The organism is Mesorhizobium helmanticense, from assembly GCF_003034915.1.
GTDB classification, from domain to species: Bacteria; Pseudomonadota; Alphaproteobacteria; order Rhizobiales; family Rhizobiaceae; genus Mesorhizobium; species Mesorhizobium helmanticense.
In genome coordinates this window covers 120,161-146,098 of sequence record NZ_PZJX01000040.1, presented here as the reverse complement: position 1 = coordinate 146,098, position 25,938 = coordinate 120,161, and the positions used below count along the sequence as shown (strand labels likewise).

General features: G+C 63.0%; 22 protein-coding genes. 19 read left to right on the top strand and 3 right to left on the bottom strand.

Annotated elements, in window-relative coordinates; genetic code table 11:
* Positions 1-34 precede the first annotated feature (34 nt).
* The 11 genes from C9427_RS22140 (at position 35) to C9427_RS22085 (ending at position 9,806) form a co-directional block, all read left to right on the top strand.
* On the top strand, positions 35-937 hold the full coding sequence (locus tag C9427_RS22140; protein WP_107651214.1) for a GntR family transcriptional regulator: 903 nt from the start codon (positions 35-37) through the stop codon (positions 935-937).
* 94 nt (positions 938-1,031) lie between these two features.
* The gene (locus C9427_RS22135; RefSeq protein WP_107651213.1) at positions 1,032-1,385 is read left to right on the top strand and encodes a DUF2946 family protein; all 354 of its coding nucleotides are present in this window, start codon (positions 1,032-1,034) and stop codon (positions 1,383-1,385) included.
* Positions 1,386-1,483: 98 nt separating this feature from the next.
* Positions 1,484-2,038: a copper chaperone PCu(A)C gene (locus C9427_RS22130; protein ID WP_107651212.1), complete on the top strand. Its 555-nt coding sequence runs from the start codon at positions 1,484-1,486 to the stop codon at positions 2,036-2,038.
* A gap of 34 nt (positions 2,039-2,072) precedes the next feature.
* A complete protein-coding gene (locus C9427_RS22125) occupies positions 2,073-2,588 on the top strand; it encodes a YcnI family copper-binding membrane protein (RefSeq protein ID WP_107651211.1) in 516 nt (171 codons plus the stop codon).
* 56 nt (positions 2,589-2,644) lie between these two features.
* Positions 2,645-4,282 carry a copper resistance CopC/CopD family protein gene (locus C9427_RS22120; protein ID WP_107651210.1) on the top strand — a complete coding sequence of 546 codons (1,638 nt, stop codon included), beginning with the start codon at positions 2,645-2,647 and terminating at the stop codon, positions 4,280-4,282.
* Between the two features lie 118 nt (positions 4,283-4,400).
* Entirely contained in the window at positions 4,401-5,828 is a 1,428-nt protein-coding gene (gene gndA, locus C9427_RS22115) for an NADP-dependent phosphogluconate dehydrogenase (protein ID WP_107651209.1), read from the top strand.
* 282 nt (positions 5,829-6,110) lie between these two features.
* Positions 6,111-6,341: a hypothetical protein gene (locus tag C9427_RS22110; RefSeq protein WP_107651272.1), complete on the top strand. Its 231-nt coding sequence runs from the start codon at positions 6,111-6,113 to the stop codon at positions 6,339-6,341.
* Positions 6,342-7,083: 742 nt separating this feature from the next.
* Positions 7,084-7,881, top strand: a complete 798-nt coding sequence (locus C9427_RS22100; protein WP_107651207.1) for a DJ-1/PfpI family protein — start codon at positions 7,084-7,086, stop codon at positions 7,879-7,881.
* Positions 7,882-7,945: 64 nt separating this feature from the next.
* Positions 7,946-8,701, top strand: a complete 756-nt coding sequence (locus C9427_RS22095; RefSeq protein ID WP_107651271.1) for an alpha/beta fold hydrolase — start codon at positions 7,946-7,948, stop codon at positions 8,699-8,701.
* A 20-nt stretch (positions 8,702-8,721) separates the two neighbouring features.
* Positions 8,722-9,027, top strand: coding sequence for a putative quinol monooxygenase (locus C9427_RS22090; RefSeq protein ID WP_107651270.1), 306 nt, complete (start codon positions 8,722-8,724; stop codon positions 9,025-9,027).
* 203 nt (positions 9,028-9,230) lie between these two features.
* Positions 9,231-9,806, top strand: coding sequence for a cupin domain-containing protein (locus C9427_RS22085; protein ID WP_107651269.1), 576 nt, complete (start codon positions 9,231-9,233; stop codon positions 9,804-9,806).
* 52 nt (positions 9,807-9,858) lie between these two features.
* On the opposite strand, the gene C9427_RS22080 is transcribed toward C9427_RS22085, so the two are convergent.
* Positions 9,859-12,744, bottom strand: coding sequence for an ATP-binding protein (locus C9427_RS22080; RefSeq protein WP_107651268.1), 2,886 nt, complete (start codon positions 12,742-12,744; stop codon positions 9,859-9,861).
* Positions 12,745-13,161: 417 nt separating this feature from the next.
* Positions 13,162-14,211 (bottom strand): LacI family transcriptional regulator, encoded by a 1,050-nt coding sequence (locus tag C9427_RS22075; RefSeq protein ID WP_107651206.1) that lies wholly within the window; start codon positions 14,209-14,211, stop codon positions 13,162-13,164.
* 402 nt (positions 14,212-14,613) lie between these two features.
* Between C9427_RS22075 and C9427_RS22070 the strand changes: the two genes are divergently transcribed.
* From C9427_RS22070 to C9427_RS22035, 8 genes are all read left to right on the top strand, one after another.
* Entirely contained in the window at positions 14,614-15,852 is a 1,239-nt protein-coding gene (locus C9427_RS22070) for an ABC transporter substrate-binding protein (RefSeq protein WP_107651205.1), read from the top strand.
* Between the two features lie 84 nt (positions 15,853-15,936).
* A complete protein-coding gene (locus C9427_RS22065) occupies positions 15,937-16,830 on the top strand; it encodes a carbohydrate ABC transporter permease (protein WP_107651267.1) in 894 nt (297 codons plus the stop codon).
* The gene (locus tag C9427_RS22060; RefSeq protein WP_107651204.1) at positions 16,823-17,752 is read left to right on the top strand and encodes a carbohydrate ABC transporter permease; all 930 of its coding nucleotides are present in this window, start codon (positions 16,823-16,825) and stop codon (positions 17,750-17,752) included. The genes C9427_RS22065 and C9427_RS22060 overlap by 8 nt, the downstream gene beginning before the upstream one ends.
* Before the next feature lie 2 nt (positions 17,753-17,754).
* Complete coding sequence (locus C9427_RS22055) at positions 17,755-18,852, top strand: ABC transporter ATP-binding protein (protein ID WP_107651266.1); 1,098 nt, start codon at positions 17,755-17,757, stop codon at positions 18,850-18,852.
* A gap of 43 nt (positions 18,853-18,895) precedes the next feature.
* Positions 18,896-19,642: a sugar phosphate isomerase/epimerase family protein gene (locus C9427_RS22050; protein WP_107651203.1), complete on the top strand. Its 747-nt coding sequence runs from the start codon at positions 18,896-18,898 to the stop codon at positions 19,640-19,642.
* 11 nt (positions 19,643-19,653) lie between these two features.
* Complete coding sequence (locus tag C9427_RS22045) at positions 19,654-20,796, top strand: Gfo/Idh/MocA family protein (RefSeq protein ID WP_107651202.1); 1,143 nt, start codon at positions 19,654-19,656, stop codon at positions 20,794-20,796.
* Positions 20,797-20,929: 133 nt separating this feature from the next.
* Complete coding sequence (mgrA, locus tag C9427_RS22040) at positions 20,930-21,976, top strand: L-glyceraldehyde 3-phosphate reductase (RefSeq protein WP_107651201.1); 1,047 nt, start codon at positions 20,930-20,932, stop codon at positions 21,974-21,976.
* Positions 21,977-22,224: 248 nt separating this feature from the next.
* Complete coding sequence (locus tag C9427_RS22035; RefSeq protein ID WP_107651200.1) at positions 22,225-22,629, top strand: Fur family transcriptional regulator; 405 nt, start codon at positions 22,225-22,227, stop codon at positions 22,627-22,629.
* 8 nt (positions 22,630-22,637) lie between these two features.
* Here the strand turns inward: C9427_RS22035 and polA are convergent, their stop codons facing one another.
* Positions 22,638-25,589 (bottom strand): DNA polymerase I, encoded by a 2,952-nt coding sequence (polA, locus tag C9427_RS22030; protein WP_167434440.1) that lies wholly within the window; start codon positions 25,587-25,589, stop codon positions 22,638-22,640.
* Positions 25,590-25,938 lie beyond the last annotated feature (349 nt).

Below are 25,938 nucleotides of genomic sequence, written 5' to 3'. Positions count from 1 at the left end.
CCGCTGCAAGCGTCGGCGCGCAACGGGGCAGGGGATGTCGAAGAGCAACAACGTCTACAAGGACGCCTACAATCGCGGTCTCAGGCTGCTCGACGAAACGAAGAGCCTGCCGTCGGAACCGGAGCTCGGCACGCTGCTCGGCGTCAGCCGCACGACGATCCGCACCATCCTTGCGCGGATGGAAGAGACGGGACTGATCGCCTGGAACAAGCGCAGCAAGACGGTGTTGCGCGCGCCGCGGCCGGATGATTTTTTCCCCGAGGAAGAGACCGACACGCTGTCGCAGATCATCGAGCGCTCCTTCATGCGGCGGCTGCTCGCGGGCGGCGCCGAGGCCGGAATGCAGATCAACGAGCTTGAGCTGGCGCGAGAGATCGGCGTCGGCACGACCAGCGTGCGCGAATTCCTGATCCGCTTTTCCCGCTTCGGGCTGATCGAGAAGCGCCGCAACAGCCACTGGGTGCTGAAGGGCTTCACCCGCGCCTTCGCGCTGGAACTGACCGAAATCCGCGAGATATTCGAACTGCGCTCGGCCGCCGCCTTTGCCGCGCTGCCGCAGGACAGTCCGGTATGGGCCGATCTCGACCTGCTGGAGGAAGAGCATCGCGTCCTGGCGCGCGAGATCGCCACGCGCTTCAACGCATTCTCGGAGCTCGACGAACGGTTCCACCGGCTGATCCACCGCGCCTCGCACAACCGCTTCATCGTCGATTTCTATGACGTGATCGCCATGATCTTCCACTACCATTACCAGTGGAACAAGGCGCAGGAACGCGAGCGCAACGAAGTGGCGGTCGCCGAACACCTGGCCTACATAGCCGCGCTCAAGTCGCGCGATCTCGGCAAGGTCGACGCGGCCTGCCGCAAGCACCTGAAATCCGCGCGCCACACGCTTTTGACCTCCATCCCCGATCGTGCCGCGTTGCCGCAGCACTGATTTCACGATTTTCGGCGTGCCTGCCCCGTGCTAGGTAGCTGACGTTGCTGCGTGAAGAGGCAGGGCTTTGAACATCCGGCGGAGACGATGGAGCATGCCGGCCGCGCTGGTCGCGGCTTATCTGCTCGTGCTCCAGTCGGCGCTTGGCGCATTCGCCTTCGGCTTGAGCCCGGCCGCTTCGCAGCTCGATGCCTTCGGCAATGTCATCTGCACCCATGACGGCGCGGCGGAGCTTCCCGGCGGCGATCCGCACCGGCAACACATGCCGGCCTGCTGCATGCTTGGCTGCAGCATGGTTTCGGCAGCTCATGCACCGCCGCCCGATGCCGCCGCGCTGGCCCGCAGCCTCGTTTTCGAAGCCGTCGCCTTCGTGTTGCCGGCGTTCAGGCATCTCGACTTCGCCCGCGCCCGCTCTCCATCGAATCCGCGCGCGCCGCCTGTCGTGTAAGCCAGCATGGCTCGCGGAACCTTTCGCGGGCGCACCCGTCCAAAGCTGAAATCATTCGCGGCCGGCCAACGGCGCGATACCATATCCATGGAGCCATCATGTCCTGCTTCTTCCGCGCCGCCGCGCATGCGCGCGCACCCGGCCACAGAGCCTCCCTCCTGCGCCGTGCCGGGCAACGCCTCGGCATCATTGTCGTCACGCTTGTTCTTTTGGTCGCTGGCGCCCAGTCGTCCTTCGCGCATGAGTTCAAGCTCGGCGATCTCGAAATCGAACATCCCTGGTCGCGAGCGACGCCTGCCGGCGCCAAGGTCGCCGGCGGTTATCTCACCGTCACCAACACAGGCAGTTCGGCGGACCGGCTGCTGTCGATCTCTTCCGACATTTCGGACAAGACCGAATTGCACGAAATGGGCGTCAAGGATGGCGTCATGACCATGCGGCCGGTCAACGGTGGCCTCGAAATCCCGGCCGGCGGCAAGGTCGCGCTCAAGCCCGGCGGCTATCATCTGATGTTCATCGGCCTGAAGCAGCAGCCCAAGCAAGGCGAAGAGTTTTCCGCCACGCTGACCTTCGAGAAGTCCGGCACGGTCACCGTCGAATTCGCCGTCGAAGGCATCGGCGGAACGGGCGGCATGGACGACCACGCCAATTGAGCCGGCCGCAAAATTGAAGATCAGAGGGACCATCATGAATAAATATCTTTTGTCGGGCTGCGCGCTGGCTCTCGGGACGGGCACGGCTTTCGCCCACATCACGCTCGAAACCCAGGAAGCGGCTGTCGGTTCGACCTACAAGGCAATCTTGCGCGTGCCGCATGGCTGCGAGGGCAAGGCGACGACCGCTGTGCGCGTGCAGATACCGGAAGGGGTCATTTCGGTGAAACCGATGCCGAAGCCCGGCTGGACGCTGCAGGTCAAGAAGGGCAAATACGAGAAATCCTACCAGCTCTATGGCGAGGCGGTGACATCGGGCGTCAGGGAAGTCGACTGGAGCGGCGGCAGCCTGCCGGACGAATTCTACGACGAGTTCGTCTTCCGCGGCACACTGGCGGCGGACCTGCCGGCCGGCCAGACGCTTTACTTCCCGGTGGTGCAGGAATGCGACGGTGCGGCCGATCGCTGGATCGAGATTCCGGCGGCCGGGCAGGACGAGGATGCGCTGGAATATCCGGCACCCGGCATCAAGCTTTTGCCGAAGAAATGATCTCTCTGGCGGCGCGCTCCGTTGGGGGAGCGGGCCGTCGTTTGCGTGGCAGTGACATGAGCGTGGCATCTTTCCAGTGGACGACCTGCAGGTTCGGCAAGCGCGCCGGTTGGCTTGCTATTGGTCTGGCCACGATCATGCTGCTCGCCGTCATTGCCGCGCCAAATCAGGCCTTTGCCCATGCGGCGCTGGTCACGGCCGATCCGGCCGACGGCATGGTGCTGGGACAAAGCCCGACACAGTTTTCGCTGACTTTCAGCGAGCCGGTCTCACCGCTGGTGCTCACTTTGGTGCGGCCCGACGGTACGCCACTTCCGCTCACCGCATTCCGCCTCAACGACCAGACCGTCGAGATCGACAACCCGCGGACGCTCGGGCCCGGCACGCATGTGCTGAGCTGGCGGGTGATTTCCGCCGATGGCCATCCGGTCGGCGGTTCGGTGCTGTTTTCCATCGGCGCGCCGAGCGCGGCGCCCATCGTCTCCGAAGCCGTCGACTGGGGGCTGCGGTCGGCGATCTGGACCGGCAGGGTCCTGCTCTATATCGGCTTGTTTCTCGGCGTCGGCGGCGCCTTCGCCATTGCCTGGCTGGCAAAGGGCGGGCGTTCCGGCCAACGCTTCGCAATCGCCGCGATGCTGTGCGGACTGGTGGCGGCGCCTCTGTCGCTCGGCTTCCAGGGGCTCGACGCGCTCGGCGCGCCGCTTACGCATCTGTCACAGCCGGTTGTCTGGCAGACCGGACTTGGCACCAGCTTTGGCTGGACGGTGCTGATCGCCCTGATTGCGCTCGGGCTTGGGCTTTTCTCGCTGGTCGGGCCGCGTGCCGACGCAAGGCTGTTCGCCCTTGCCGGATTGGCGAGTGTCGGCGCCGCGCTCGCCGCCAGCGGGCATGCCAGTGCCGCCGAGCCGCAATGGCTGACGCGGCCGATGGTGTTTCTGCACGGCGTCGGCATTGCCTTCTGGGCGGGAGCGCTGGCGCCGCTCGGCCTTGCCGTGAGGCGGCAGCCGGCCGAGGCGGGGCTATTCCTGCACCGGTTCTCCCAGGCGATCCTGCCCGTCGTTGCGGTGCTCGCCGCTACCGGCATCGCGCTGGCCGTCATCCAGGTGCAGGCGCCCGCAGCGCTGCTCGGGACTGCCTATGGCCGGCTGTTGCTGGTCAAACTGGCGCTGCTGTTCTTTCTGTTCACGCTCGCTGCGACCAACCGCTGGAAGCTCACTGCTCCGGCTGAAGCGGGAGAGACCGAAGTCCAGAGGAGGCTGGTCCGCTCGATCGGCGTCGAAATGCTGATTGTGCTGGCGATCTTCGGCGTGGCCGCCGGCTGGCGCTTCACGCCGCCGCCGCGCGCGCTGGCGATCGCCGCGGCACAGCCGGCATCGATCCATATCCATACGCCGAAAGCGATGGCCGACCTCAGCATCACGCCCGGCCATGCCGGGCCGGTCTCAGCCTCGATCGTCGTCATGACAGGCGATTTCGGTCCACTCGATGCCAGGCAAGTGACGCTGGTGCTGTCGAAGCCCGATTCCGGCATCGAACCGATCAAGCGTCCGGCGACCAAGCCGGGCGACGGCACATGGCGCGTCGACGACCTCGTCATTCCGGTTGCCGGCCGATGGACGGCGCGGCTCGATATCCTCGTCTCCGACTTCGAGATGGTGAAGATAGAGGCACAGATCGATATCAGAGCAGAATGATCGAACATCTTGCCGGCCAGTGACACAATTCGGCGAGGCGGTTGACGTAGGCGCCAAGGCCCGTCAATCATCGCCACAAAACGCGGTCCCAACAAAATCCGGAAGCAGGGAAGAAACGATGGAAAAAGCCGAAATCGGCCTGATCGGCCTTGGCACGATGGGCTCCAACCTGGCGCTTAACATCGCCGAGCATGGGCACCGCATCGCCGTCTTCAACCGCACCAGGGCGCGCAGCGACGCCTTTGTCGAAAATGCGGGCGGGCTGAAGGACATGGTCGTGCCTTGCTACAGCCTCGAGGAACTCGCCGCCGCGATCCGGCCGCCGCGCCCGATCATCATCATGGTGCTGGCCGGCAAGCCGGTCGACGAACAGATCGCGTCGCTGCGCGGCGTGCTGTCGGCCAACGACATCGTCATCGATGCCGGCAACGCCAATTTCCGCGATACGATGCGGCGTTTCTCCGAACTTTCCGGCTCGGGCCTGACCTTCATCGGCATGGGTGTGTCGGGCGGTGAGGAAGGCGCGCGCCATGGCCCCTCGATCATGGTCGGCGGCACCGAGGAGTCGTGGAAGCGCGTCGAAAAGGTGCTGACCGCGATTTCGGCCAAGTTCAGGGATGAACCTTGCGCGGCATGGCTCGGCACCGACGGCGCCGGCCATTTCGTCAAGACCATCCATAATGGCATCGAATATGCCGATATGCAGATGATCGCCGAGATCTACGGCATCCTGCGCGACGGCCTGGGCATGGGGCCGAAGGAGATCGGCGAGGTGTTTGCCGGCTGGAACAAGGGCCGGCTCAACTCCTACCTGATCGAGATCACCGCCAAGGTGCTGGCCGCCGACGATCCGAAGACCGGCAAGCCGGTGGTCGACATCATCCTCGACCGCGCCGGCCAGAAAGGCACCGGCAAATGGTCGGTCATCGAGGCGCAGCAGCTCGGCATACCGGCCACCGCGATCGAAGCGGCGGTGGCGGCGCGCGTGCTGTCGTCGATCAAGGATGAGCGTCTGGCCGCCGAGAAGGCCTATGGCAGCGGCGGCGTGACAAAGATCTCCGGCGACAGGGACGCGCTTCTCAGGGATCTCGAACTGGCGCTGTTCGCCGGCAAGATCGCGGCCTATGCGCAGGGCTTCGCGGTGATGAGCGGCGCGTCGAAGGAATTCAACTGGAACCTGCCGATGCCGACCATCGCCAAGATCTGGCGGGCCGGCTGCATCATCCGCTCGCAAATGCTGGACACGATGGCGGAAGCCCTTGGCGCCGGCAGCGCTTCGACCAATCTGTTGATGGCGCCGGCCTTCATCACGATGATGCAGGAGGCGCATCCGTCGCTCAGGCGCATCGTGGCGGGCGCGTCGGAGGCCGGCGCGCCCGTGCCGGCACTGTCTTCGGCGCTTGCCTATTTCGACAGCTATCGCCAGGGCCGGGGCACTTCGAACCTGATCCAGGCGCAGCGCGATTTCTTCGGCGCGCACGGCTTCGAGCGCATCGACGGGCAGGGCGCCTTCCATGGCCCGTGGGGCAGTGGCGCGGCGGGTTAGCGCCGCGACTTGGACCTCAGCAGGGTCCGCAAAAGTGTCCCACGGTTTTGCGACGAGAACCTGCGACAAATCAAAGAATCTAAGCAGGCATTCGTGGGCCAGCCCATGAATGCCTGCTTAGAGTCCAATTTTGCGGTTGCCAGAAAGCAGACATCTCCAGCGACCAACCGGGTCGCGCCAGGAACCTGCTATGCCGGTAGCGACGATTGGCGTTCTCATCGGTATCGGCGGAGCCGCGAATCTGTGGTAAGCCGCCGCTCAACCAACCAAAGGACGACACCTGTGAGCGAACCGAACGTGGCCCAGGCGACCGAAAGTATCTATGCCTCGCTGCGGGCGGACAATGCCGACATCGACGCACATATCGCGACGCTTAAAGCGGCGCTGACACGAGAAGGCATAAAACAGGCGGTGTTCGATCCGACCAAGTTGGCGCAGAACAACCGCTCGGGGCGCAAGTTGATGCAGGCCTATTTTCGGCAGCGCGGCGTGAGCGTGAGGTTTTCGGACTAGTAGAGCCGCGCGCGGGTGATCTCAAGCGTGCCGTTTCTTGGGCCGGTCCGGCGGTTCGCCATCTGGACGTCGGGACTGCGCCTCCTTGAAGTCATTAGCCTGATAACGGCCGCATCCTGAAAGCGGACATTCCAGAGAGGGCACGTTTTGATGGGTTGGCTGCCGCCATCCTACGTCCCGCTGTCGTTCGCCATCGCGGCGCCGCTGCCAACATCGAGAACATACTTCGCTCATTGCGCCTGTCGCCGACAGAAGTCGTCAGCTCGCCTCGCTTGTCCTTTCGCTGGACCAAGTGAGCTTCTCCTTGGCTTGCGTCGCCAGCTAGGCTTCGCCTCGGGAGAGGAATTCGACCTGATGTTCTATTTGTTTGCCCCGCTCTCTCGCGATGCGGAGCTGCGTCGCGACCTACGACCTACGCCACCCTGTACGGCATCTTCGTGGTGGGCGCTTTCGTAGGGCCCAGCCTGTTCGGTTACGCGTTCGACAGCACGGGCACCTATTCGGGACTCCTCGAAGCCTGTGCGCTGCTGCTCATCGGAGGCGCGGCAACGGTTCTTTTCCTGGGCCTTATCCGGAACCTGAGGCATTCGCGTAACGCCGCCGGGCCGATCCCTGCCATCGCGACCCGCTCCGTTTTTTACCTCATTTAACCAGCCGCCTTGCAGTTCCCACCCTATCGTCTTCGGAGCTTCAGGATGACCGGCTTCGGTCCTCCTACCACCGCGAAACATCAGGAGGCTTCATGAGCAAGGGAAAAGTGGTGGTGCTGGGCTCGAACGCCACACGTATCGAAATTCAGGGAGGCGACACGGGACCGACAGGACAGTATCTTAACGAGACAGTGGTGCCGATGATGGCGCTTGTCGGGGCAGATTATGAAGTTCTGCTCGCCACCCCCTCAGGCGCCAAGCCATACATCGACCCGGCGTCCGATGCAGTCCAGCATTTCGGCGGCGATGAGGCGGCGTATCGGCGTGGCAAAGATTTCTTCGCCAACGATCCGTCGACGAACCAGGGCCGCACCTTGCGATCGGTGATCGAGGAGGGACTGGACAACTATGCGGGCGTGTTCGCCCCGGGAGGCCAAGGGCCGGTCGTCGATCTGATGCAGGACCCTGACGCGGGCGAGATACTTCGTCATTTCCATGCCGCCGGGAAGCCTACCGCACTGCTCTGCCACGGCCCGATCGTTTCGATCTCCGCCTTGCCTCGGGCGAAGGAATTTCGCGAGGCACTGATTCAGGGCAACCGCGCCGAGGCTGCGGAACTTGCGAAGGGATGGCAATATGCCGGCTACAGGATGACAGTCTATTCGGCCAGCGAGGAAAAACCCATTGAGGACAACATTCTCCACGGCAAGCTCTATTTCTACATGCCAAAAACTTTAGACCTGGCGGGCGCCAAAACGACCGTAGGCCCAGATTTCGAGCCCTATGTGATCGAGGATCGTGAGCTGATCACGGGCCAGAATCCGCGCTCAGACCATCCGATCGCCGCCGCCCTGATCGCTGCGCTGAACCGGAATCGCGCGCGAGCTTGACAGGCAGGCACGCCGGTTCGGCCGCCCAGACGCAAGTTGTAACAAGAAACTGATGGAGACGATTATGAAACGATCAATTTGGGGATTTCTCGCTGCCATGATTATCGCATCTTCAGCCGCCTCTGCTGCCACTGACAAACCCGTCTCGATCGTCCTTGTGCATGGCGCGTTCGTCGACGGCTCCGGCTGGCAAGCAGTGTTCGACATCCTGGCCGGCGACGGGTACGAGGTGCTGGTCGTGCAGAACCCGACGATCAGCCTAAGCGGCGACGTTTCAGCCACCAATCGTGTGATCGCCGCGGCAAGCAAGCCTGTCGTCCTCGTAGGCCATTCCTATGGCGGGATGGTCATCACCGAGGCAGGCGACAATCCGAAGGTGCAGAGCCTGGTCTACCTTGCCGCCTTTGCGCCCGACGCCAAGGAATCGGTGGCATCGCTCGCTGAGCAACCCGTGCCAGCAGGAGAGTCGGGAGCGCCCCTGCTGCCGCCGAAAGATGGCTACCTGCTGGTCGATCCCTCAAGATTTCCGACGGCTTTCGCAGCAGATGTTGATGCGGCGGTAACCAGCTTCATGGCCGTAGCCCAGGTTCCGTGGGGCTTGGAAGCGGTGCAAACTCCGGTCGACAAGGTGGCGTGGAAGTCCAAGCCGTCGCATTTTATGGTCACCAAAAAGGACATGATGATCCCTCCGACGTTCCAGCGGGCTTTCGCCAAGCGGTCCGGCGCCACAACCGTCGAGATCGACAGCAGCCATGCGGTGATGCTCTCGCATCCGCGTGAGGTCGCGGCTTTCATCGAGAGCGCGGCAACCGCGAAATAGTGAAACGGGAGAATTGGACCATGTCTCACGTCAAGATTATGGCGACGTTTCTGGCACGGCCTGGCAAGGCTGGACAGCTTGAAGCGCTGCTGTTCAACATGGCGCCGGACTGCAGGGCAGAGCCGGGAAACCTGCGATGGGATGTCTGGCGGGACCAGGCCAAAGCAGACCGCTATGCGCTGGACGAACTCTATGTCGACAACGCGGCGGTGGCGGCACACCGGGAGACGCCGCATTACAAGAACTACTTGTCGATTATCAACGACGTCGCCGAACGAAACGCTTTTGTCCTCGAGCCTGCCCTGGTCGCCAACAAGAATGGCTAGCGCAGCCTAGGATGCGTCACCCATTGCTTTCTCGCCGAAGAGAGCGACGGCTTGCGTCTTATGCTTTTGTAGCCCGGTCGGGTGTTAGGGCTGGTAAGATCCGGTAAATTGGTCCTGCGGCATTAGGTCGGCGACGAGCGCGTCGTTGGGCGTCGTGCTGCGGCCTTGGATCCTACCGCTTCGTAATGCTCGGGGAGCTGTTTATGTCCTTTCCTCCTATCCACCGCGTCGTCACCGGACACCATGCCGATGGCAAGTCTATTGTGGCAAGCGACGGCCCGCTGCCTACCGTTGTTGACATGGCCTCTATTCCCGGGATGATCTTCCATGAGGTTTGGGAGACTCGCGGCACGCCGGCACCGGTCGACAATAGCCCAGACCCAACTATCGGTCCGCTGATGCACCAGCCGCCGGAGCACGGTACCCGTATTCGCTTCGTCGACATGCCGCCAGACGAGGAATACCTAGCGGATGGTGAGTCGCAAATGAAGGAGTTGTTCGAGGAGGTCAACGACGCCAAGGGGTTGACCAGAAAATCCGATTCACCCCACCCGATGATGCATCGCAGTGAGGCGGTCGACTATGGCATCGTCATCGAAGGCGAGATGACGCTGGTGCTCGATGATTCCGAGGTGCAGCTGAAGCCCGGCAGCGTGGTGATCCAATGCGGCACCAACCACGCTTGGGCGAACCGCTCCGGAAAGCTTTGCCGTATGTTATTCATCCAGATCGACGGGAGGTACGAGCCTTCGATCGCCGCCGCGCTCGCACGAAGGTGAGCGGGCAAACTGTCAGGACGCTTGTACCAGGGTGCCTCGAGCCGGAGGACCCCTAGGCAATCTCACCGCCCCTTGGGCGTGGGAGCGAGGCGAGAAGGGCGGCGGCGACCTGAAGATCGTGCGTGTCGGCTCCTTCTGTAAACTCGCTGAATACGGGCAGCAGCACATTGCGTGCGTCCTGCAGCCTTGACGCCGCGTGCCAGAGCCGCGCGAGATCGCTGGCTGCACGCAGCCGCCATGACAGCGCACGGGTTTCACGGGCGAGTTCTATCGAGGTGAGGAGAGCCGCCTGCGCGTCGTCGATCTTGCCCTCGGCGCTGAGAATCGCGGCGTGGACCCGTAGGAGTTCGGGCGCGCACCATCGGTCGTTCTTCGCGTCGGCCCGATCGAGCGCGGCTCCGATCGTGATCCCGGCTTCGCGGAGGCGACCCTGTCTTACCTGCAACTCGGCCAGAACGCCAAGATAGTAGGGCAACCTGGCAAGGTGTCCGGTGGCGTGGAATTCCTCGATCGCCCGCTCGACATGCTCGATCTCATCCGTTGCCGCGTCTTCCTGCGCGCATCTCAGCGCCGCGCGATAGAACATTGCAACGGGCCGACGGACGTCGAAGCCGTGTCGGTTCGCCTGGTCGTCGAGCATTGCAACATAGCGGGCGCACTCCTCATGCCGCCCGGTCCAGTAGAACACCGGGCAGACCCAGGACAGTGCATTACAGAGCGAGAGGTGATGCCTGGTCCTCAGCGCGTACTCGACCGTCGCGCGAGCCGTGTTCAGCGCGGTGTGGGGCGAACCAGTCAGCCACTGGGCGTGCGACAGCAGGTTCGTCACATCGACAATCCTGTCGGACAAATATCGCACATGGTGGCGCAGGCGCTGCGCGTCGCTGATGTCTCGCAGGTTGAGCTCCTGGCGACGCTCAAAGCGTCCGCGGACGTCCTGGAGGCGGCCGACGAAGAGCTCGCCGATACCGAGCGCGACTTCCGCTTCGAGCACCGCGGAAGGGACCTCCGCCGCCGCGATCGAGGCGAATTCCTCCAGCGTGCGGACTGCTGCGTCGTTCTCGCCGTTGAACAACTGGAACACGCCGATCAGCCTGAGGCAGCGGACGTGACAATCGATGTCGCCGATCTCGACTGCGATCTCCAGAGCTCGTCGCATAGCGCCGATCGCCGAAGGCAGGAGGCCCTTCGTGAACATCGTCGCGCCGCCGAGCCAGGCCTTGAGCTGCATCTCGAAGGACGTCCCCGCGAGCCCGGCCGAGACCAGCTCATCGACTGCCTGCGAAACGTGGACGCGACATTCTTCGGTCAGCGAGAGATGGTTCCACAGCAGAAGTCCCGCGACCGTCAGGCGGATGCGAAGCTGCCGATTGGCAGTGTCCTGCCCGGCCCAGACGAGCGCGCCGCGCAAATCGTCGATTAAGCGGCCGTAGGTAATCCCCCATTCGCCGGCCGGGCGTTGCGTCCACTCGTCCGCGCCCCGCTCGAGCGCCTTGAGCACATGTTTAGCGTGACGGTGCCGCACGGCCGGATCCTCGCCGCTGGCGCGCAGCTGCTCAAGGCTGTAGGCGCGCATGGTCTCGAGAAGCCGGTAGGCAGTGCCGTCGGCATTGAGGTCCGTGGCAAGTAGCGATTTTGCAGCAAGCTCTGCCAGCGCGTCCGTAGCATCGGCGAGAGCCATGTTCGAGATCGCCGAAGCATCATCGACGCTGAAGACGCCGGCGAAAACGGAAACTGCGCGCAAGAGCGCTGCCTCGCGTTCCGTCAGCAGGCTGTAGCTCCAGTCCAATGTCTCCATCAGCGTGCGGTGCCGTGCCGGCCCCGCGCGACGCCCCACCAGCAGGCGGAAGCGGTCGTCGAGCTGCCCTATCAGGCCGCCGACCCCAAAGGGGTTGATGCGCGCCGCAGCCAGCTCGATCGCCAGCGCGACCCCGTCGAGCCGCCGGCACAGCTCGGCTGCCGCTGGCGCGTCAGCATCGGTCAGTTCGAAGTGCTCCAAACTCTCGGTGGCTCGCTCCACGAAGAGCTGGATGGCGGGGTAGGTCAGTGCTTCCACGGCGCCCGGCTGAGCCGAGGGCGCGGGAGTGCCTAGCCCCGGCAGTCGGCGCACGCGCTCTCCCTTGACGCGAAGTGGCTCTCTGCTGGTGACGACGATCTTAACGCCTGCCGCGCCCGCCAGGATTAGGTCCGCGCACTGGGCAGCCGCCTCGATGATGTGCTCACAACTGTCGAGCACGATCAGCATCTCGCGGTCGCGCAGATGCTCGCGCAACGTGGCGAGTGCGTCCGCGGAGTGCATGGCCAAGCCTATCGCTGTCGCTATTGCGTTGGCGGCAAGAGTCGGGTCTCTAAGTAGCGCAAGATCGACAAGCCAGACGCCATCCTTGAATGACCCGAGCGCGTGTTCAGCGGCAGCGAGTGCTACAGTCGTCTTGCCAATGCCGCCGGCGCCGACAATCGAAACAAGCCGCGATTTATCTAGATCCTGCCGAATAGTGTCGATCGCCTCTCTTCGACCGAAGATTCTCGTTGACGCGATCGGCAAATTGTTGCTGCGAGGCGTTGACCAGGAGTCCGACTGATAGACGAACGCCGCCCTGGGTTGAACGAGTGCAATGAACCGATAACCTCGCCCTGTGACCGTCGCAATGTACTCTGCTGCGCCTGGCCCGTCGCCGAGAACTCGTCTTAAGGCGGCCATGTTGACCTTCAGATTACTGTCATCGACGTTGATGCTCGGCCAAGCGCGCACCATCAATTCGCGCTTGCTGAGCACTTCTCCGGGACGCTCGACGAGTGCTGTCAGGATATCAAGCGCGCGGCCGCCAATCCGAACCGGGACTTCGCCCTGCAGGAGCAACTGGCGATTTGGTACAAGCGTGAAAGGACCGAACGAGAAAGACGTTGGAGCCCGTTCGGCTAAGCTGTCGTCAGTCACATTCTTCCCCTCGGGACTCCTGTCCTCCCCTTGGAACTCCTTCGCGGCTACCATCTGTAGTATCGCGCAGTTGCCAGCCTACGGAAAGAGGAAGGAGTTCCGCGCCTAGAACTTCCGATACGCGGGGTGCGCGCATTGCTGAAGGGTTGAGGAAGGCTCTGGACCCCGCCAGATGATACTCCTCTCAGTCAGGTCGTCCTGCGCCACCAATCGTCAGAAGGTGCCAAACCCAGATACACGGCACGATACATCAGCTTTGGGCCAAACTCCCCCCAGACGCCGACAGTCCGCTTCCGGCCCCAAGGTTGCCAGTCAGCAGCGCGCATTCTCCAGCCAAATGGAGCACTTAGCGTCGCAGAATGCGGCTAAGGCAAATAGATGGAGCCGGATGCCAGTTCAATTTGGACATATCCCGCTCTAGCCGGAGCGGCGATAGGCCAGAACTTCGCCCGGCGCGCTCAGGCTTTGCAAGGAGCCAGGTTCCGCGCCGCCGATCCAGCCCAGCACGGCGCGGGCGAGCTCGGAGCCGGCCAGCCGGAAGTTCTCGTTGACGACCAGCAATTCGCGTCGGAACAGATGCAATAGTTCCGACGACTGTTTGGACACCACGTCAACATCGCGGCCGAGCTTCAGGCCGGCGTCCTCGATGCCGGCGACGACGGCGAGCGTCGCGGCGGCGGCGCTGCTGACGAAGCCGTCCGGCCGGTCCTGGCGGCGCATCACCTGCGCCGTCCTCATCCTGATCTGCTCGATCGAATGGTCGATCGAAACGGTGTTGAACGGCACCTCGCTGGCGCCGACCTCGCTCAGCGCATCGGTGAAGCCGTTCACCGTGTGGCCGTGATAGGTCAGGCCGACAGGCGGCGCCAGCAGAGCCAGCCTGCGGCGGCCGATGCCGGCGAGATGGCGCACCGCTTCGGTCGCGAAAGCGTAATTGTCGAAATCATGATATGGGTGAACGAGCCCCATGTCGGTGCGGCCATGCGTGGCGAAGGGGATGCCGCGCTCCAGCATGTAACGGGCCCTGGGATCATTCGGCTGCGCGCGTGAAATGATGACGCCGTCGGCGGAACCGGTCTCCACGAGATAGCGTATCGGGTCGAGCGGATCCTGCGAGCGTGAGTAGGGCGTGACGATCAGGTGATAGGGCGTGTCGGCGATCACTTCCGAGACGCCGTAGATGATATCTGAGACAAAGCTCATGATCTCGCGCTCGGTGTTGAGCACGAGGCTGATGACGTTGGTCTTGCCGGTTCTCAGGCGCACGCCGGCGCGGTTCGGCCGATAGCCGATCTGCTTGGCGACGAGCTGGACGCGCCGCCTGGTCTCGGCGCCGATCTCGGGCGCGTCCTTGAGCGCGCGCGACACGGTGGTGACGCCCAGCCCGGTCATGAAGGCGAGCGTCTTCAGCGTCGGCCGGCCTGGCGCCGACGTCTCGTCGTCCTTCTCAGTTTGATGTCTGTCCATTCGTCCCGCCCGTCAGGCGCATAGCAGTTGCCGGGCAGGCCGGCAATCGGCGAACCGCTTCCATCGCGATTCTCCGCCGATCTGAATTGCAATATACTGAAACGTTACAGATTGTCACGACTGCGCGAGGAATGATCCTGACAGGTATCGTATGGCCTCGGTGCCCCTGGGATGGAAAACCGTTGGAAATCAGTGCCCCAGGCGTATCGAGCGAGCTCTTTGGCGGCTTTTGTCATTTTGCGGCGCAGTTCTGTGTGCTGCGGCGCACAAAAGCGCGCTCGGCGATGTGATTTTGTTCGGGTTTCGAAAAAATATCGACCGCCTTTCACCCGAGGGGTTGCGCGCATCGTGCAATTGCCGTATCGAAAATCTGTAACGTTTCAGATTCTGGGAGGAACCGAAATGCGATACAGACTTATGACTGCTGCGCTGGCAGCGACGGCCGCGTTGCAGCTTGCCGGCCCGGCGGCGGCGACGGATCTGGAAGTCACCCATTGGTGGACTTCCGGCGGCGAGGCGGCGGCGGTTGCCGAACTGGCCAAGGCTTTCGATGCCACCGGCAATCACTGGGTGGATGGCGCCATCGCCGGTTCCGGCGGCACCGCGCGGCCGATCATGATCAGCCGCATCACCGGCGGCGACCCGATGGGCGCGACCCAGTTCAACCACGGCCGCCAGGCCGAAGAACTGGTGCAGGCCGGGCTGATGCGCGACCTCACCGATATCGCCACCAAGGGCAAATGGACGGAAGTCGTGCGGCCGAAGAGCCTGCTCGACAGTTGCACCATCGACGGCAAGATCTATTGCGTACCGGTCAACATCCATTCCTGGCAGTGGCTGTGGCTGTCGAACGCGGCTTTCGAAAAAGCCGGCGTGCCGGTGCCGAAAAACTGGAATGAATATGTGGCCGCCGCTCCCGCGCTGGAGAAGGCAGGCATCATCCCGCTCGCCGTCGGCGGGCAGCCCTGGCAGTCCTCCGGCGCCTTCGACGTGCTGCTGGCGGCGGTGGGCGGCACCGACGCCTTCCTCAAGGTCTACAAGGACAAGGACGCGACATTCGCCGCCGGACCCGAAGTCGCCAAGGTCTTCAAGGCCGCCGACGATGCCCGCAAGATGGCGAAGAACACCAATGTGCAGGACTGGAACCAGGCGACCAACCTCGTCATCACCGGCAAGGCCGGCGGCCAGATCATGGGCGACTGGGCGCAGGGCGAGTTCCAGGTCGCCGGCCAGACCGCGGGCAAGGACTACACCTGCCTTCCGGGCCTTGGCCTGAATGAAGTGATCGCCACAGGCGGCGACGCCTTCTACTTCCCCCTGCTGAAGGACGCCGACAAGGCCAAGGCGCAGGAAGCACTGGCCGAAACCCTGCTCGATCCCAAGACGCAGGTCGCCTTCAACCTCAAGAAGGGCTCGCTGCCGGTGCGCGGCGATGTCGACCTGCAAGCGGCGAATGACTGCATGAAGAAGGGCCTGGACATCCTGGCCAAGGGCAGCGTCATGCCCTGGACGGACCAGCTGCTCTCGCAGGATACCCAGAAGCAGAAGGAGGATCTTTTCTCCGAATTCTTCGCCAAGCCCGACATGACAGTGGAAGAGGCACAGAAGCGCTTCGCCGACATCGTCGGCTCGGCCGACTGACCTTTCGACCAATCGCCCCACTCCCGGCCGCGCGAGCGCGTGGCCGGGATCGTGCCGCCCTTCCGATCCAGCCCGGCTGTCGAGATGAGCAAGAGCGAACGCCCCAACCAGCTTTTTCGCAATCTCAATGCGAAGGTCGCATCGATCCCGATGATCCTCACCGCGCTGGTGGTCTTCGTCGGCGGCACCGCCTGGACGGTGCTTTATTCCTTCACCAACTCGAAGCTGCTGCCGCGGCTGAACTTCGTCGGGCTCGACCAGTATTACCGGCTGTGGTCGACGCCGCGTTGGCTGGTCTCGATCGAGAACCTCTTGATCTACGGCGTGCTGTCGCTGGTGTTCTCGCTGGTGATCGGTTTCGTCCTTGCCGCGCTGCTCGACCAGAAGATCCGTTTCGAGGACACGTTCCGCACCATCTTCCTCTATCCCTTCGCGCTCTCCTTCATCGTCACCGGCCTCGTCTGGCAATGGCTGCTCAATCCGGATTTCGGTATACAGCATGTGGTGCGAAGCCTCGGCTGGGAAAGCTTCAGCTTCAATCCGCTCTATGATTCCAGCATCGTCATCTACGGCATATCGATCGCGGCACTCTGGCAAGGCACCGGGCTCATCATGTGCCTGATGCTGGCGGGCCTGCGCGGCATCGACGAGGACATCTGGAAGGCCGCGCGGGTGGATGGGATACCCATGTGGAAAACCTATCTGTTCATCATCATCCCGATGATGCGGCCGGTCTTCATCACCACGCTCGTCATCATCGCCTCCGGCATCGTCAAGGTCTATGACCTCGTCGTCGCCCAGACCAGCGGCGGCCCCGGCATCGCTTCCGAAGTGCCGGCAAAGTATGTCTACGACTACATGTTCTTCGCCCAGAATCTCGGCCAGGGCTTCGCCGCCTCGACGATGATGCTGCTGTCGGTGATGATCGTCATCGTGCCGTGGGCCTATCTCGAGTTCGGAGGCAGGAAGCGTGTCTGACCAGGCTGTCTCCTTGCCCCCTGCCACCATCGGGCGCGAAGCCTTGGGGCCGCGTGGGCCGAAGCCGCGGCATACATTCTCGCGCCGCAACATTTTCCTTTATGGCACGCTCATTGTCGTGGCGCTCTACTATCTGCTGCCGCTCTATGTGATGGTCGTCACGTCGCTCAAAGGCATGCCCGAGATACGCCTCGGCAACATCTTCTCGCCGCCGCTCGAGATCACTTTCGAACCATGGGTGAAGGCCTGGTCGCAGGCTTGCACCGGGCTCAACTGCGACGGGCTCTCACGTGGCTTCTGGAACTCGGTGCGCATCACCGTTCCCTCGGTGATCCTGTCGATCGCCATTGCCTCGGTGAACGGCTACGCACTCGCCAACTGGCGCTTCAAGGGCGCCGACACGTTCTTTGTCATCCTGATTGTCGGCGCCTTCATCCCCTATCAGGTGATGATCTATCCGATCGTCATCATCCTGCGCGAGATCGGCCTCTATGGCAGCCTGAGCGGCCTGGTAATCGTCCACTCCATTTTCGGCATGCCGATCCTGACGCTCCTGTTCCGCAACTATTTCTCCTCCATGCCGGAGGAGCTGTTCCGGGCGGCGCGCGTCGACGGCGCCGGTTTCTGGGGCATCTATCTCAGGATCATGCTGCCGATGTCGCTGCCGATCTTCGTCGTCGCCGTCATCCTGCAGGTGACCGGCATCTGGAACGACTTTCTGTTCGGCGTCGTCTACACCCGCCCCGACACCTATCCGATGACGGTGCAGCTCAACAACATCGTCAACTCGGTGCAGGGCGTGAAGGAATACAACGTCAACATGGCCGCCACCATCCTGACCGGCCTTGTGCCGCTCATCGTCTATTTCATTTCCGGCAAGCTCTTCGTGCGCGGCATCGCCGCCGGCGCGGTGAAAGGGTGATGATGACAGCAATAGCCAACCCCAGCGTGTCGATCCAGGACCTGTCGCTGAATTTCGGCGCGATCTCGGTGCTGGAGACGCTCAACCTCGACGTCGCCGAGGGCGAGTTCATCGTGCTGCTCGGGCCGTCAGGCTGCGGCAAGTCGACCTTGCTCAACTGCATCGCCGGCCTGCTCGACATTTCGGACGGCCGCATCTTCATCAAGGGCAAGAACGTCACCTGGGAAGAGCCCAAGGACCGCGGCATCGGCATGGTGTTCCAGTCCTACGCGCTCTATCCGCAAATGACGGTGGAAAGAAATCTCTCCTTCGGCCTGCGCGTCGCCGGCCTGGCCAAGGACGAGATCGCCAAGCGCATCGCGCGCGCCGCGGAAATCCTGCAGATCGAGCCGCTGCTGCAGCGCAAGCCTGCCGCCCTGTCCGGTGGCCAGCGCCAACGCGTCGCGATCGGGCGGGCGCTGGTGCGCGACGTCGATGTCTTCCTGTTCGACGAGCCGCTCTCCAATCTCGACGCCAAGCTGCGCTCCGAACTGCGCGTCGAGATCAAGCTTCTGCATCGCAAGCTTGAGAACACGATGATCTACGTCACCCACGACCAGATCGAGGCCATGACGCTGGCCGACCGCATCGCGGTGATGAAGGGCGGCGTCATCCAGCAGCTCGATGCGCCCCAGACGATCTACAACCGGCCGGTCAACCGGTTTGTTGCCGGCTTCCTTGGCTCGCCGGCGATGAATTTCTTGGAAGGCAGGCTGGAGAAGGACAAAGGCGACTGGTATTTCGCCGTCGAGGATGTGCGTATCCCGCTCGCGACCTACACGTTCGAGAAGGAGCCGACGCCGGGGCCGGCGGTGTTCGGCATCCGCCCCGAACATGTCGCCTTCAACAGCGGGGCGGGCTGGCCGTTTACCGCGACGACAAGTGTCGAAGTCGTCGAACCGATGGGCTCCGACACGCTGGTGTGGCTGAAGCTCGGCGGGCAGAATTTCACCGTCAGGGTGACGTCGGAACGCACGCCAAACAATGCGGACACGGTGAGCATCGGTTTCGATCCGATGCGCGCCTCGCTGTTCGATGCCAAAACCGGCAACCGCCTTTAAACTCCCTAAGAGATCCATCCCCCCAAGAAAACGGACAGAGACGATGAACTGGTCATTCCAACTTTACAGCGCCCGCAATTTCCTGCCCTGGGAGGGCGTGCTGAAGACGCTTGGCGAGCTCGGCTACGCGCAAGTCGAAGGCTTTGGCGGCGTCTATGACGATCCCAAATCCTTCCGCGCCGAGCTCGACAAGAACGGGCTTGCCATGCCGACCGGGCATTTCTCGATCGACGCGCTGGAGAAGGATTTCGACGGCGTGCGAAAAATCGCCGACGTGCTCGGCATCACACTGCTGATCTGCCCCTATCTGGTGGCAGAGGCCAGGCCGGCGGACGCGGCCGGCTGGCGCGACTTCGGCGAGCGTCTGGCCAAGGTCGGCGAGACCGCCGAGAAAGCCGGCTACGGCTTTGCCTGGCACAACCATGATTTTGAATTCAAGACGCTTGCCGACGGCTCGGTGCCGCAGGACCACATATTGTCATCCGCTCCCGACATCGGCTGGGAAATGGACGTCGCCTGGGTGGTGCGCGGCGGTGGCGATCCGCTGCCGTGGATCGAAAAGCACGGCAAGCGCATCGTCGCCGTCCACGTCAAGGACATGGCCAAGCCCGGCGAGGGGCTCGACGAGGACGGCTGGTCGGATGTCGGCCACGGCACCATCGATTGGGCCGGCCTGATCAAGGCATTGCGCGCCAACAGCGCCGCCAAGTACTACGTCATGGAGCAGGACAATCCCAACGATGTCGAGCGTTTCGCCCGCCGCTCGATCGCATCCGTCAAGAATTACTAGGAACAACCAACATGGCAAAAAAACTGGGTATCGGCGTCATCGGCTGCGGCAATATCTCGAAGGCGTATTTCTCGCTTGCCCCGCTGTTCCGCGGCATCGAGATGCGGGCTTGCGCCGACATCAACATGGAGGCGGCGAAGGCGCGGGCGAAGGAATTCGAGCTGCACGCGGAAACCGTCGACGATCTGCTCAAGGACGACGACATAGACATCATCGTCAACCTCACCATTCCGGCGGTGCATTACGCGGTGTCGAAGCAGATCCTCGATGCCGGCAAGCACGTCTATTCGGAAAAGCCCTTCGTGCTGTCGGTCAAGGAAGGACTCGACCTGAAGAAACGGGCAGAGAAAAAGGGGCTGCGCATCGGCTCGGCGCCCGACACCTTCCTCGGCGGCGCGCATCAGCTTGTCCGCAACCTGATCGACACCGGCAAGCTCGGCAAGATCACCAGCGGCACCTGCCATGTGATGAGCCACGGCATGGAGCACTGGCATCCCAATCCGGATTTCTTCTTCCTGCCTGGCGCGGGACCGGTGCTCGATATCGGACCCTATTACATCACCAATCTGATCCAGTTGATCGGGCCGGTCAGCCGAGTCGCGGCCTTCGCCTCGATCCCGGCGAAAGAGCGGACGATTTCGTCCAAGCCGCGCGCGGGCGAAAAAATCCCGGTCGCCACGCCGACGACCATCCACGGTCTGCTGGAGTTCGAGAATGGCGCCGTGGTGACGCTCAATACCAGCTGGGACGTCTGGAGCCATGGCCATGCGCCGATGGAGCTCTATGGCGAGGCGGGCACGGTGTTCGTGCCGGATCCGAATTTCTTCGGTGGCGAAGTGCGTCTCACCGAGGCGGCCAAGCCGGTCAAGAAGCTGCCGAAATGGAAGCATCCGTTCAGCGTCGCCAACGAGATGCATTCGCACGGCATGATGGCCAACTACCGGACCGCCGGCCTGGCCGACATGGCATTGGCGATCACCGAAGGGCGGCCGCACCGCTGCTCGATGGAACTGGCGCTGCATGCCGTCGACGTCATGACCGGCATATTGCTCTCCGGCGAGACCGGCAAGTTCGTCGCCATGCAGACGAGCTGCGAACGGCCGGCCGCACTCGGCATCGAGGAAGCGAAGGCGCTGCTGGCCAAGAAGAAATAAGCCGCAGCGATTATCGATAATTTTGATTGCCCCTCTCCCTGTTGCCCTGGGGAGAGGGTAAGGATGGCGCGCAGGGCCTCCTCGTCACATTCGCGACGACGGCCCTCGGTCCGTTCAGATACGAGGATTTCCCATGCCCTATGTCGCCGCCGAAAACCGCTACGAGAAGATGATCTACAACCGCTGTGGGCGGTCCGGCCTGAAGCTGCCGGCAATCTCGCTCGGGCTTTGGCACAATTTCGGCAACGACACGCCGCACAAGACCAAGCAGGCCATCGTGCGCAAGGCCTTTGACCTTGGCATTACGCATTTCGACCTTGCCAACAATTACGGCCCGCCGCCCGGCTCGGCCGAGACCGCTTTCGGTGAAATCCTGCGCGCCGACTTTGCCGCCTATCGCGACGAGCTGATCATCTCGACCAAGGCGGGCTATGAAATGTGGGCCGGACCCTACGGTGAATGGGGCGGACGCAAATATGTGCTGGCCAGCCTCGACCAGAGCCTGAAGCGGATGGGGCTCGACTATGTCGACATTTTCTATTCGCACCGCTTCGACCCCGATACCCCGCTGGAGGAGACGATGGGTGCGCTCGACCATGCGGTGCGCTCGGGCAAAGCTCTTTATGCCGGCATCTCCTCCTATAATTCGCAGCGCACGCGTGAAGCGGCCGACATATTGAAGCAGCTCGGCACGCCCTGCGTCATCCACCAGCCGAGCTATTCGATGCTCAACCGCTGGGTCGAGGAGGATGGACTGCTCGACACGCTGGAAGGGCTCGGCGTCGGCTCGATCGTGTTCTCGCCACTGGCGCAAGGCATGCTGACCGACAAATATCTCGGCGGCATCCCCGAGGGCAGCCGCGCTTCACAAGGCAAATCGCTGAAGTCGGCTTTCATCAACGACAAGACCATCACCAACATCAAGGCGCTGAACGCGATTGCCGGCCGCCGCGGCCAGACGCTGGCACAGATGGCTTTGGCCTGGGTGCTGCGCAAGGGCCGGGTGACCTCGGCGCTGATCGGCGCCAGCCGGCCGGAACAGGTCGAGGATTGCGCCGGCGCGCTGAAGGCGCTCGATTTCGGTGATGCCGAACTCGCCGAGATCGACACCTACGCGCGCGAAGCCGACATCAATCTGTGGGCGGCCTCGGCCGAACGCAAAGGCCCCCCGAGGAAGTGACCGGTAATCAATAGCCGGCAAAATATAAGGCGGCGGGCTTGGTCCCGCCGTCTTTCATTCGAACGTGTACCCACTCAGGTATTTCGAATGCGGCGCCACGCTCGGCCTGCGACGCGCCTTTGCGCTACGAAGCCTTCAGGCGGAAACAGTAGCAAAAACGCCTGTTCGTCGCTATCTGGGTAGGGACGAGGATCCATTGGCATGCAGACGTGGCGTGCAGATGGCGCAGACAGGCTGGAAACGGGATCATGGCGGCTAGGGATGTGCTGACGAAGAACCAATTGTGCGTGCTTGAGAAACTCGAGGCCGCCAGCGGGCCGCTCAGCGCCTACACGTTGCTCGACCAGCTGCGCGAGCGTGGTTTCCGGGCGCCGCTCCAGGTCTATCGCGCGCTCGATACGCTGGTTAAGTCCGGTCTCGTGCACAGGCTCGAAAGCCTCAACTCGTTCGTCGCCTGCGCCGAGCCGCACGACCACAGCCATTCGATGACCGCCTTCGCCATCTGCGACACATGCGGGCAAGTGACCGAAATGTCCGACCACGATGTCGGCCACCGGCTGGACGAATGGGTGCGCTCCACGGGATTCGCTGCCAAGAAGGCGGTGATCGAGTTTCGGGGGACGTGCGCCAAGTGTTTGGCCGAGGCGGCTTGAACCTGGACTTAATGCGCCTCGTCCCAGTTGCTGGCGGCGCGGGCGTCGACATGCAGTGGCACCGACATTGAAACCGCCGGCATCGGCGCGTGTTCCATCACCTGGCGCACGACGGGAATCGTCGCTTCGACTTCGGCTTCCACCGTTTCGAAGATCAGCTCGTCATGCACCTGCAACAGCATGCGGGCCGAGAGCCCTGCCTTCTCCAGCGCCTCGTCCATATGCACCATGGCGCGGCGGATGATGTCGGCGGCGGTGCCTTGCAGGCGCGCATTGATCGAGGCGCGCTCGTTGAAGGCGCGGATCGAAGGATTCGACGAGCGTATCTCCGGGTAATGAATGCGGCGGCCGAAAATGGTTTCGACAAAGCCGTGTTCGCGGGCATAGGCCTTGGTCGCTTCGATATAGTCGCGGATGCCGGGGAAGCGTTCGAAATATTTCTTTATATAGGCGCTGGCTTCCTCGCGCGGGATCGACAGCTGGTTGGCCAGACCGAAAGCCGAGATGCCGTAGATGATGCCGAAATTGATCGCCTTGGCGCGGCGGCGCACCTCTGACGGCATGCCCTCGACCGGCACGTTGAACATCTCCGAGGCGGTGATGGCGTGGATGTCGGCGCCGTCGGCGAAAGCCTGCGTGAGCTGCGGGATTTCGGCGACATGGGCAAGCACGCGCAGCTCGATCTGGCTGTAGTCGGCCGAGACCAGTTTGTGGCCCTTGTCGGCAATGAAGGCGGTCCTGATCTTGCGGCCCTCGGCGGTGCGCACCGGGATGTTCTGCAAATTGGGATCGGAGGACGACAGACGGCCCGTCGTCGTCGCGGCCAGCGCATATGAGGTGTGCACGCGCCTGGTGTCGGGATGGATGAAACCAGGCAACGCATCGGTGTAGGTCGATTTCAGCTTGGTGAGCTGGCGCCAGTCAACGATTTTTCTGGGCAGTTCATGACCCTCGGCGGCGAGATCCTCCAGCAGTTGCGCGGAGGTCGACCACTGTCCGGTCTTGGTTTTCGAACCACCCGGCAGGCCCATGCGTCCAAACAGGATATCGCCGAGCTGCTTGGGCGAGCCGATGTTGATGCGCTCGCCAATGAGTCCATAGATATCCTCTTCCAGCCGTGCCGCACCTTGCGCCAGCTCGCCGGAGAGCCGCGACAGGATCTGCCGGTCTACCGAGATGCCGCGCTGCTCCATCCTCGCCAGCACCGGCACCAGCGGCCGCTCCAGACGCTCGTAGACGGAGACAAGGCCCTTTGCGGCAAGTCGCGGCTTCAGCACCCGCCACAGCCTCAGCGTCACGTCGGCTTGCCCGGCGGCGTAGGCGGTCGCCTTGTCGATGTCGACCTGATCGAAACCGACGGAGCTTCTTCCCGACCCAGCGAGATCCTTGAGCGGGGTCGTCGCATGGCCAAGCCATTTTTCGGAAAGAGCCGCCAAGGTGTGATGGCCGGTTCCAGCGTCGAGCACGTAGGAGATCAGCATGGTGTCGTCGAAGGGCGCGACGTCGATGCCATGGCGGCTCATGACGACGATGTCGCACTTGACGTCCTGCACGATCTTGAGGACGGAGCGATCCTCGAGCAAGGGTTTCAGGAGGGCCAGCGCCTCGCGGACCGGGACCTGGTTCTCGATCAGCCCGCCGCCAAGCAGGTCGCCGTCTCCGCTCGTGTGGGCGAGCGGCACATAGGCGGCGCGGCCTGGCGCGATGGCCATGGAGAAACCGACGAGGTCGGCTAGCATCGGGTCCGACGAGGTGGTCTGCGTATCGAAGGCGACGACACCTGTCTCCTTCGCCTCCGCCAACCAGGCTTTCAGCATCGCGGTATCGCGGATGGCGACATAGGCTGATGCATCGACCTTGCCAGCGGAAGCTGCCTCCAGGCGCAGCGCCGAGAGCAGGGAGGGGGTGTCGCCTTGCGAGGGTGCCTGCGCCTTGGCGGACGCCGCTTCGTCAGGCCCGGCACCAGCCGCGTTTTCGGCGGCTGCCGGCGCTCCAGACCCGACATCGGGGCCATGCGCGGTGTCGGCGCGTTCGATGGTGACCGCAACGGCCTGGACATCGCCGACCTCGGTTCCGGTCGCTTCACCGACACGGCGGGACAGCGTGGTGAATTCCATGGTCTTGAGGAAGCCGATCAGCTTCGGTCCGTCGGGCGCATGAAGGACGAAATTGTCGAGCCCTTCGACAACCGGCACATCCTTTTTCAACGTCACCAGCTCGCGTGAAATGCGCGCCTTGTCGGCATTGGCAATGATCGATTCCCGCCGCTTGTCCTGCTTGATCTCGCCGGCGCGGGCGAGCAGGCCGTCGAGATCGCCGAACTGTTCGAGCAATTGCGCCGCCGTCTTCGGGCCGATGCCGGGCACGCCCGGCACGTTGTCGACGGAGTCGCCGGTCAGCGCCTGCAGGTCGATCATCTTTTCCGGCGGCACGCCCCATTTCTCGATGACTTCGGGAATGCCGATCTGGCGGTCCTTCATCGGGTCGTACATACCGACGGTAGCGCCGACCAACTGCATCAGGTCCTTGTCGGACGAGATGATGGTGGTGTCGCCGCCGACCTCGCAGGCGAGCCGGCAATAGGTAGCGATGAGGTCGTCGGCCTCGAACCCTTCCATTTCAATGCAGGGCAGGTTGAAGGCCGTCGTCGCCTGGCGGATCAGGCCGAATTGCGGGATCAGATCCTCGGGCGGAGCCGAGCGATTGGCCTTGTATTCGGGGTAGAGGTCGTTACGGAAGGTCTTCGACGAATAGTCGAAGATGACCGCGAAATGCGTCGGCACCACGCCAACGTCGGTATTGCGGGCATCCTGCATCAGCTTCCATACCATATTGCAGAAGCCGAGCACGGCATTGGTCGGCAAGCCGTCCGATTTGCGGTTGAGCGGCGGCAGCGCGTGATAGGCGCGAAAAATGTAGCCGGAGCCGTCGACAAGAAAGAGATGATCGCCTTTTTTCATGCCGGCAGGGATAGCGCGGCGCGGCGTTGCGGTCCATGCCAAAGGCGGCGCTGATCACCGGTTCCGGCAACACCCTGACAGAACTGGCCACCTGATGGAGTTTCCAACCCGAGGGCTGGGCCGATCACGCGCACGTTACAAAAGTGTAATTTTCACGCCCTTGAATCGCCACGTTCGAAGACACAAATAGACGTCATCGGCAGTTTTCGCCGAAGTCCGGAGCAAGGCCCGTCCCCCGCCTATCCCGGACACTTGCGGCAGCCTATCCCCCCTCTCCGGGCTGCCGCATCGTTTCGAGTAAAAGGCCGCCGTGGTTCCCCTCCACCACGGCGGCATTTTTTTGCCTTTT

Coding starts and splice junctions, on each gene's coding strand:
- C9427_RS22055 (WP_107651266.1), top strand. CDS start 17,755: ATGACAGCAATAGCCAACCCCAGCGTGTCGATCCAGGACCTGTCGCTG.
- C9427_RS22140 (WP_107651214.1), top strand. CDS start 35: ATGTCGAAGAGCAACAACGTCTACAAGGACGCCTACAATCGCGGTCTC.
- C9427_RS22035 (WP_107651200.1), top strand. CDS start 22,225: ATGGCGGCTAGGGATGTGCTGACGAAGAACCAATTGTGCGTGCTTGAG.
- C9427_RS22095 (WP_107651271.1), top strand. CDS start 7,946: ATGAAACGATCAATTTGGGGATTTCTCGCTGCCATGATTATCGCATCT.
- C9427_RS22075 (WP_107651206.1), bottom strand. CDS start 14,211: ATGGACAGACATCAAACTGAGAAGGACGACGAGACGTCGGCGCCAGGC.
- C9427_RS22045 (WP_107651202.1), top strand. CDS start 19,654: ATGGCAAAAAAACTGGGTATCGGCGTCATCGGCTGCGGCAATATCTCG.
- gndA (WP_107651209.1), top strand. CDS start 4,401: ATGGAAAAAGCCGAAATCGGCCTGATCGGCCTTGGCACGATGGGCTCC.
- C9427_RS22065 (WP_107651267.1), top strand. CDS start 15,937: ATGAGCAAGAGCGAACGCCCCAACCAGCTTTTTCGCAATCTCAATGCG.
- C9427_RS22135 (WP_107651213.1), top strand. CDS start 1,032: ATGCCGGCCGCGCTGGTCGCGGCTTATCTGCTCGTGCTCCAGTCGGCG.
- C9427_RS22050 (WP_107651203.1), top strand. CDS start 18,896: ATGAACTGGTCATTCCAACTTTACAGCGCCCGCAATTTCCTGCCCTGG.
- C9427_RS22070 (WP_107651205.1), top strand. CDS start 14,614: ATGCGATACAGACTTATGACTGCTGCGCTGGCAGCGACGGCCGCGTTG.
- C9427_RS22090 (WP_107651270.1), top strand. CDS start 8,722: ATGTCTCACGTCAAGATTATGGCGACGTTTCTGGCACGGCCTGGCAAG.
- C9427_RS22125 (WP_107651211.1), top strand. CDS start 2,073: ATGAATAAATATCTTTTGTCGGGCTGCGCGCTGGCTCTCGGGACGGGC.
- C9427_RS22130 (WP_107651212.1), top strand. CDS start 1,484: ATGTCCTGCTTCTTCCGCGCCGCCGCGCATGCGCGCGCACCCGGCCAC.
- C9427_RS22085 (WP_107651269.1), top strand. CDS start 9,231: ATGTCCTTTCCTCCTATCCACCGCGTCGTCACCGGACACCATGCCGAT.
- C9427_RS22100 (WP_107651207.1), top strand. CDS start 7,084: ATGAGCAAGGGAAAAGTGGTGGTGCTGGGCTCGAACGCCACACGTATC.
- C9427_RS22120 (WP_107651210.1), top strand. CDS start 2,645: ATGAGCGTGGCATCTTTCCAGTGGACGACCTGCAGGTTCGGCAAGCGC.
- mgrA (WP_107651201.1), top strand. CDS start 20,930: ATGCCCTATGTCGCCGCCGAAAACCGCTACGAGAAGATGATCTACAAC.
- polA (WP_167434440.1), bottom strand. CDS start 25,589: ATGAAAAAAGGCGATCATCTCTTTCTTGTCGACGGCTCCGGCTACATT.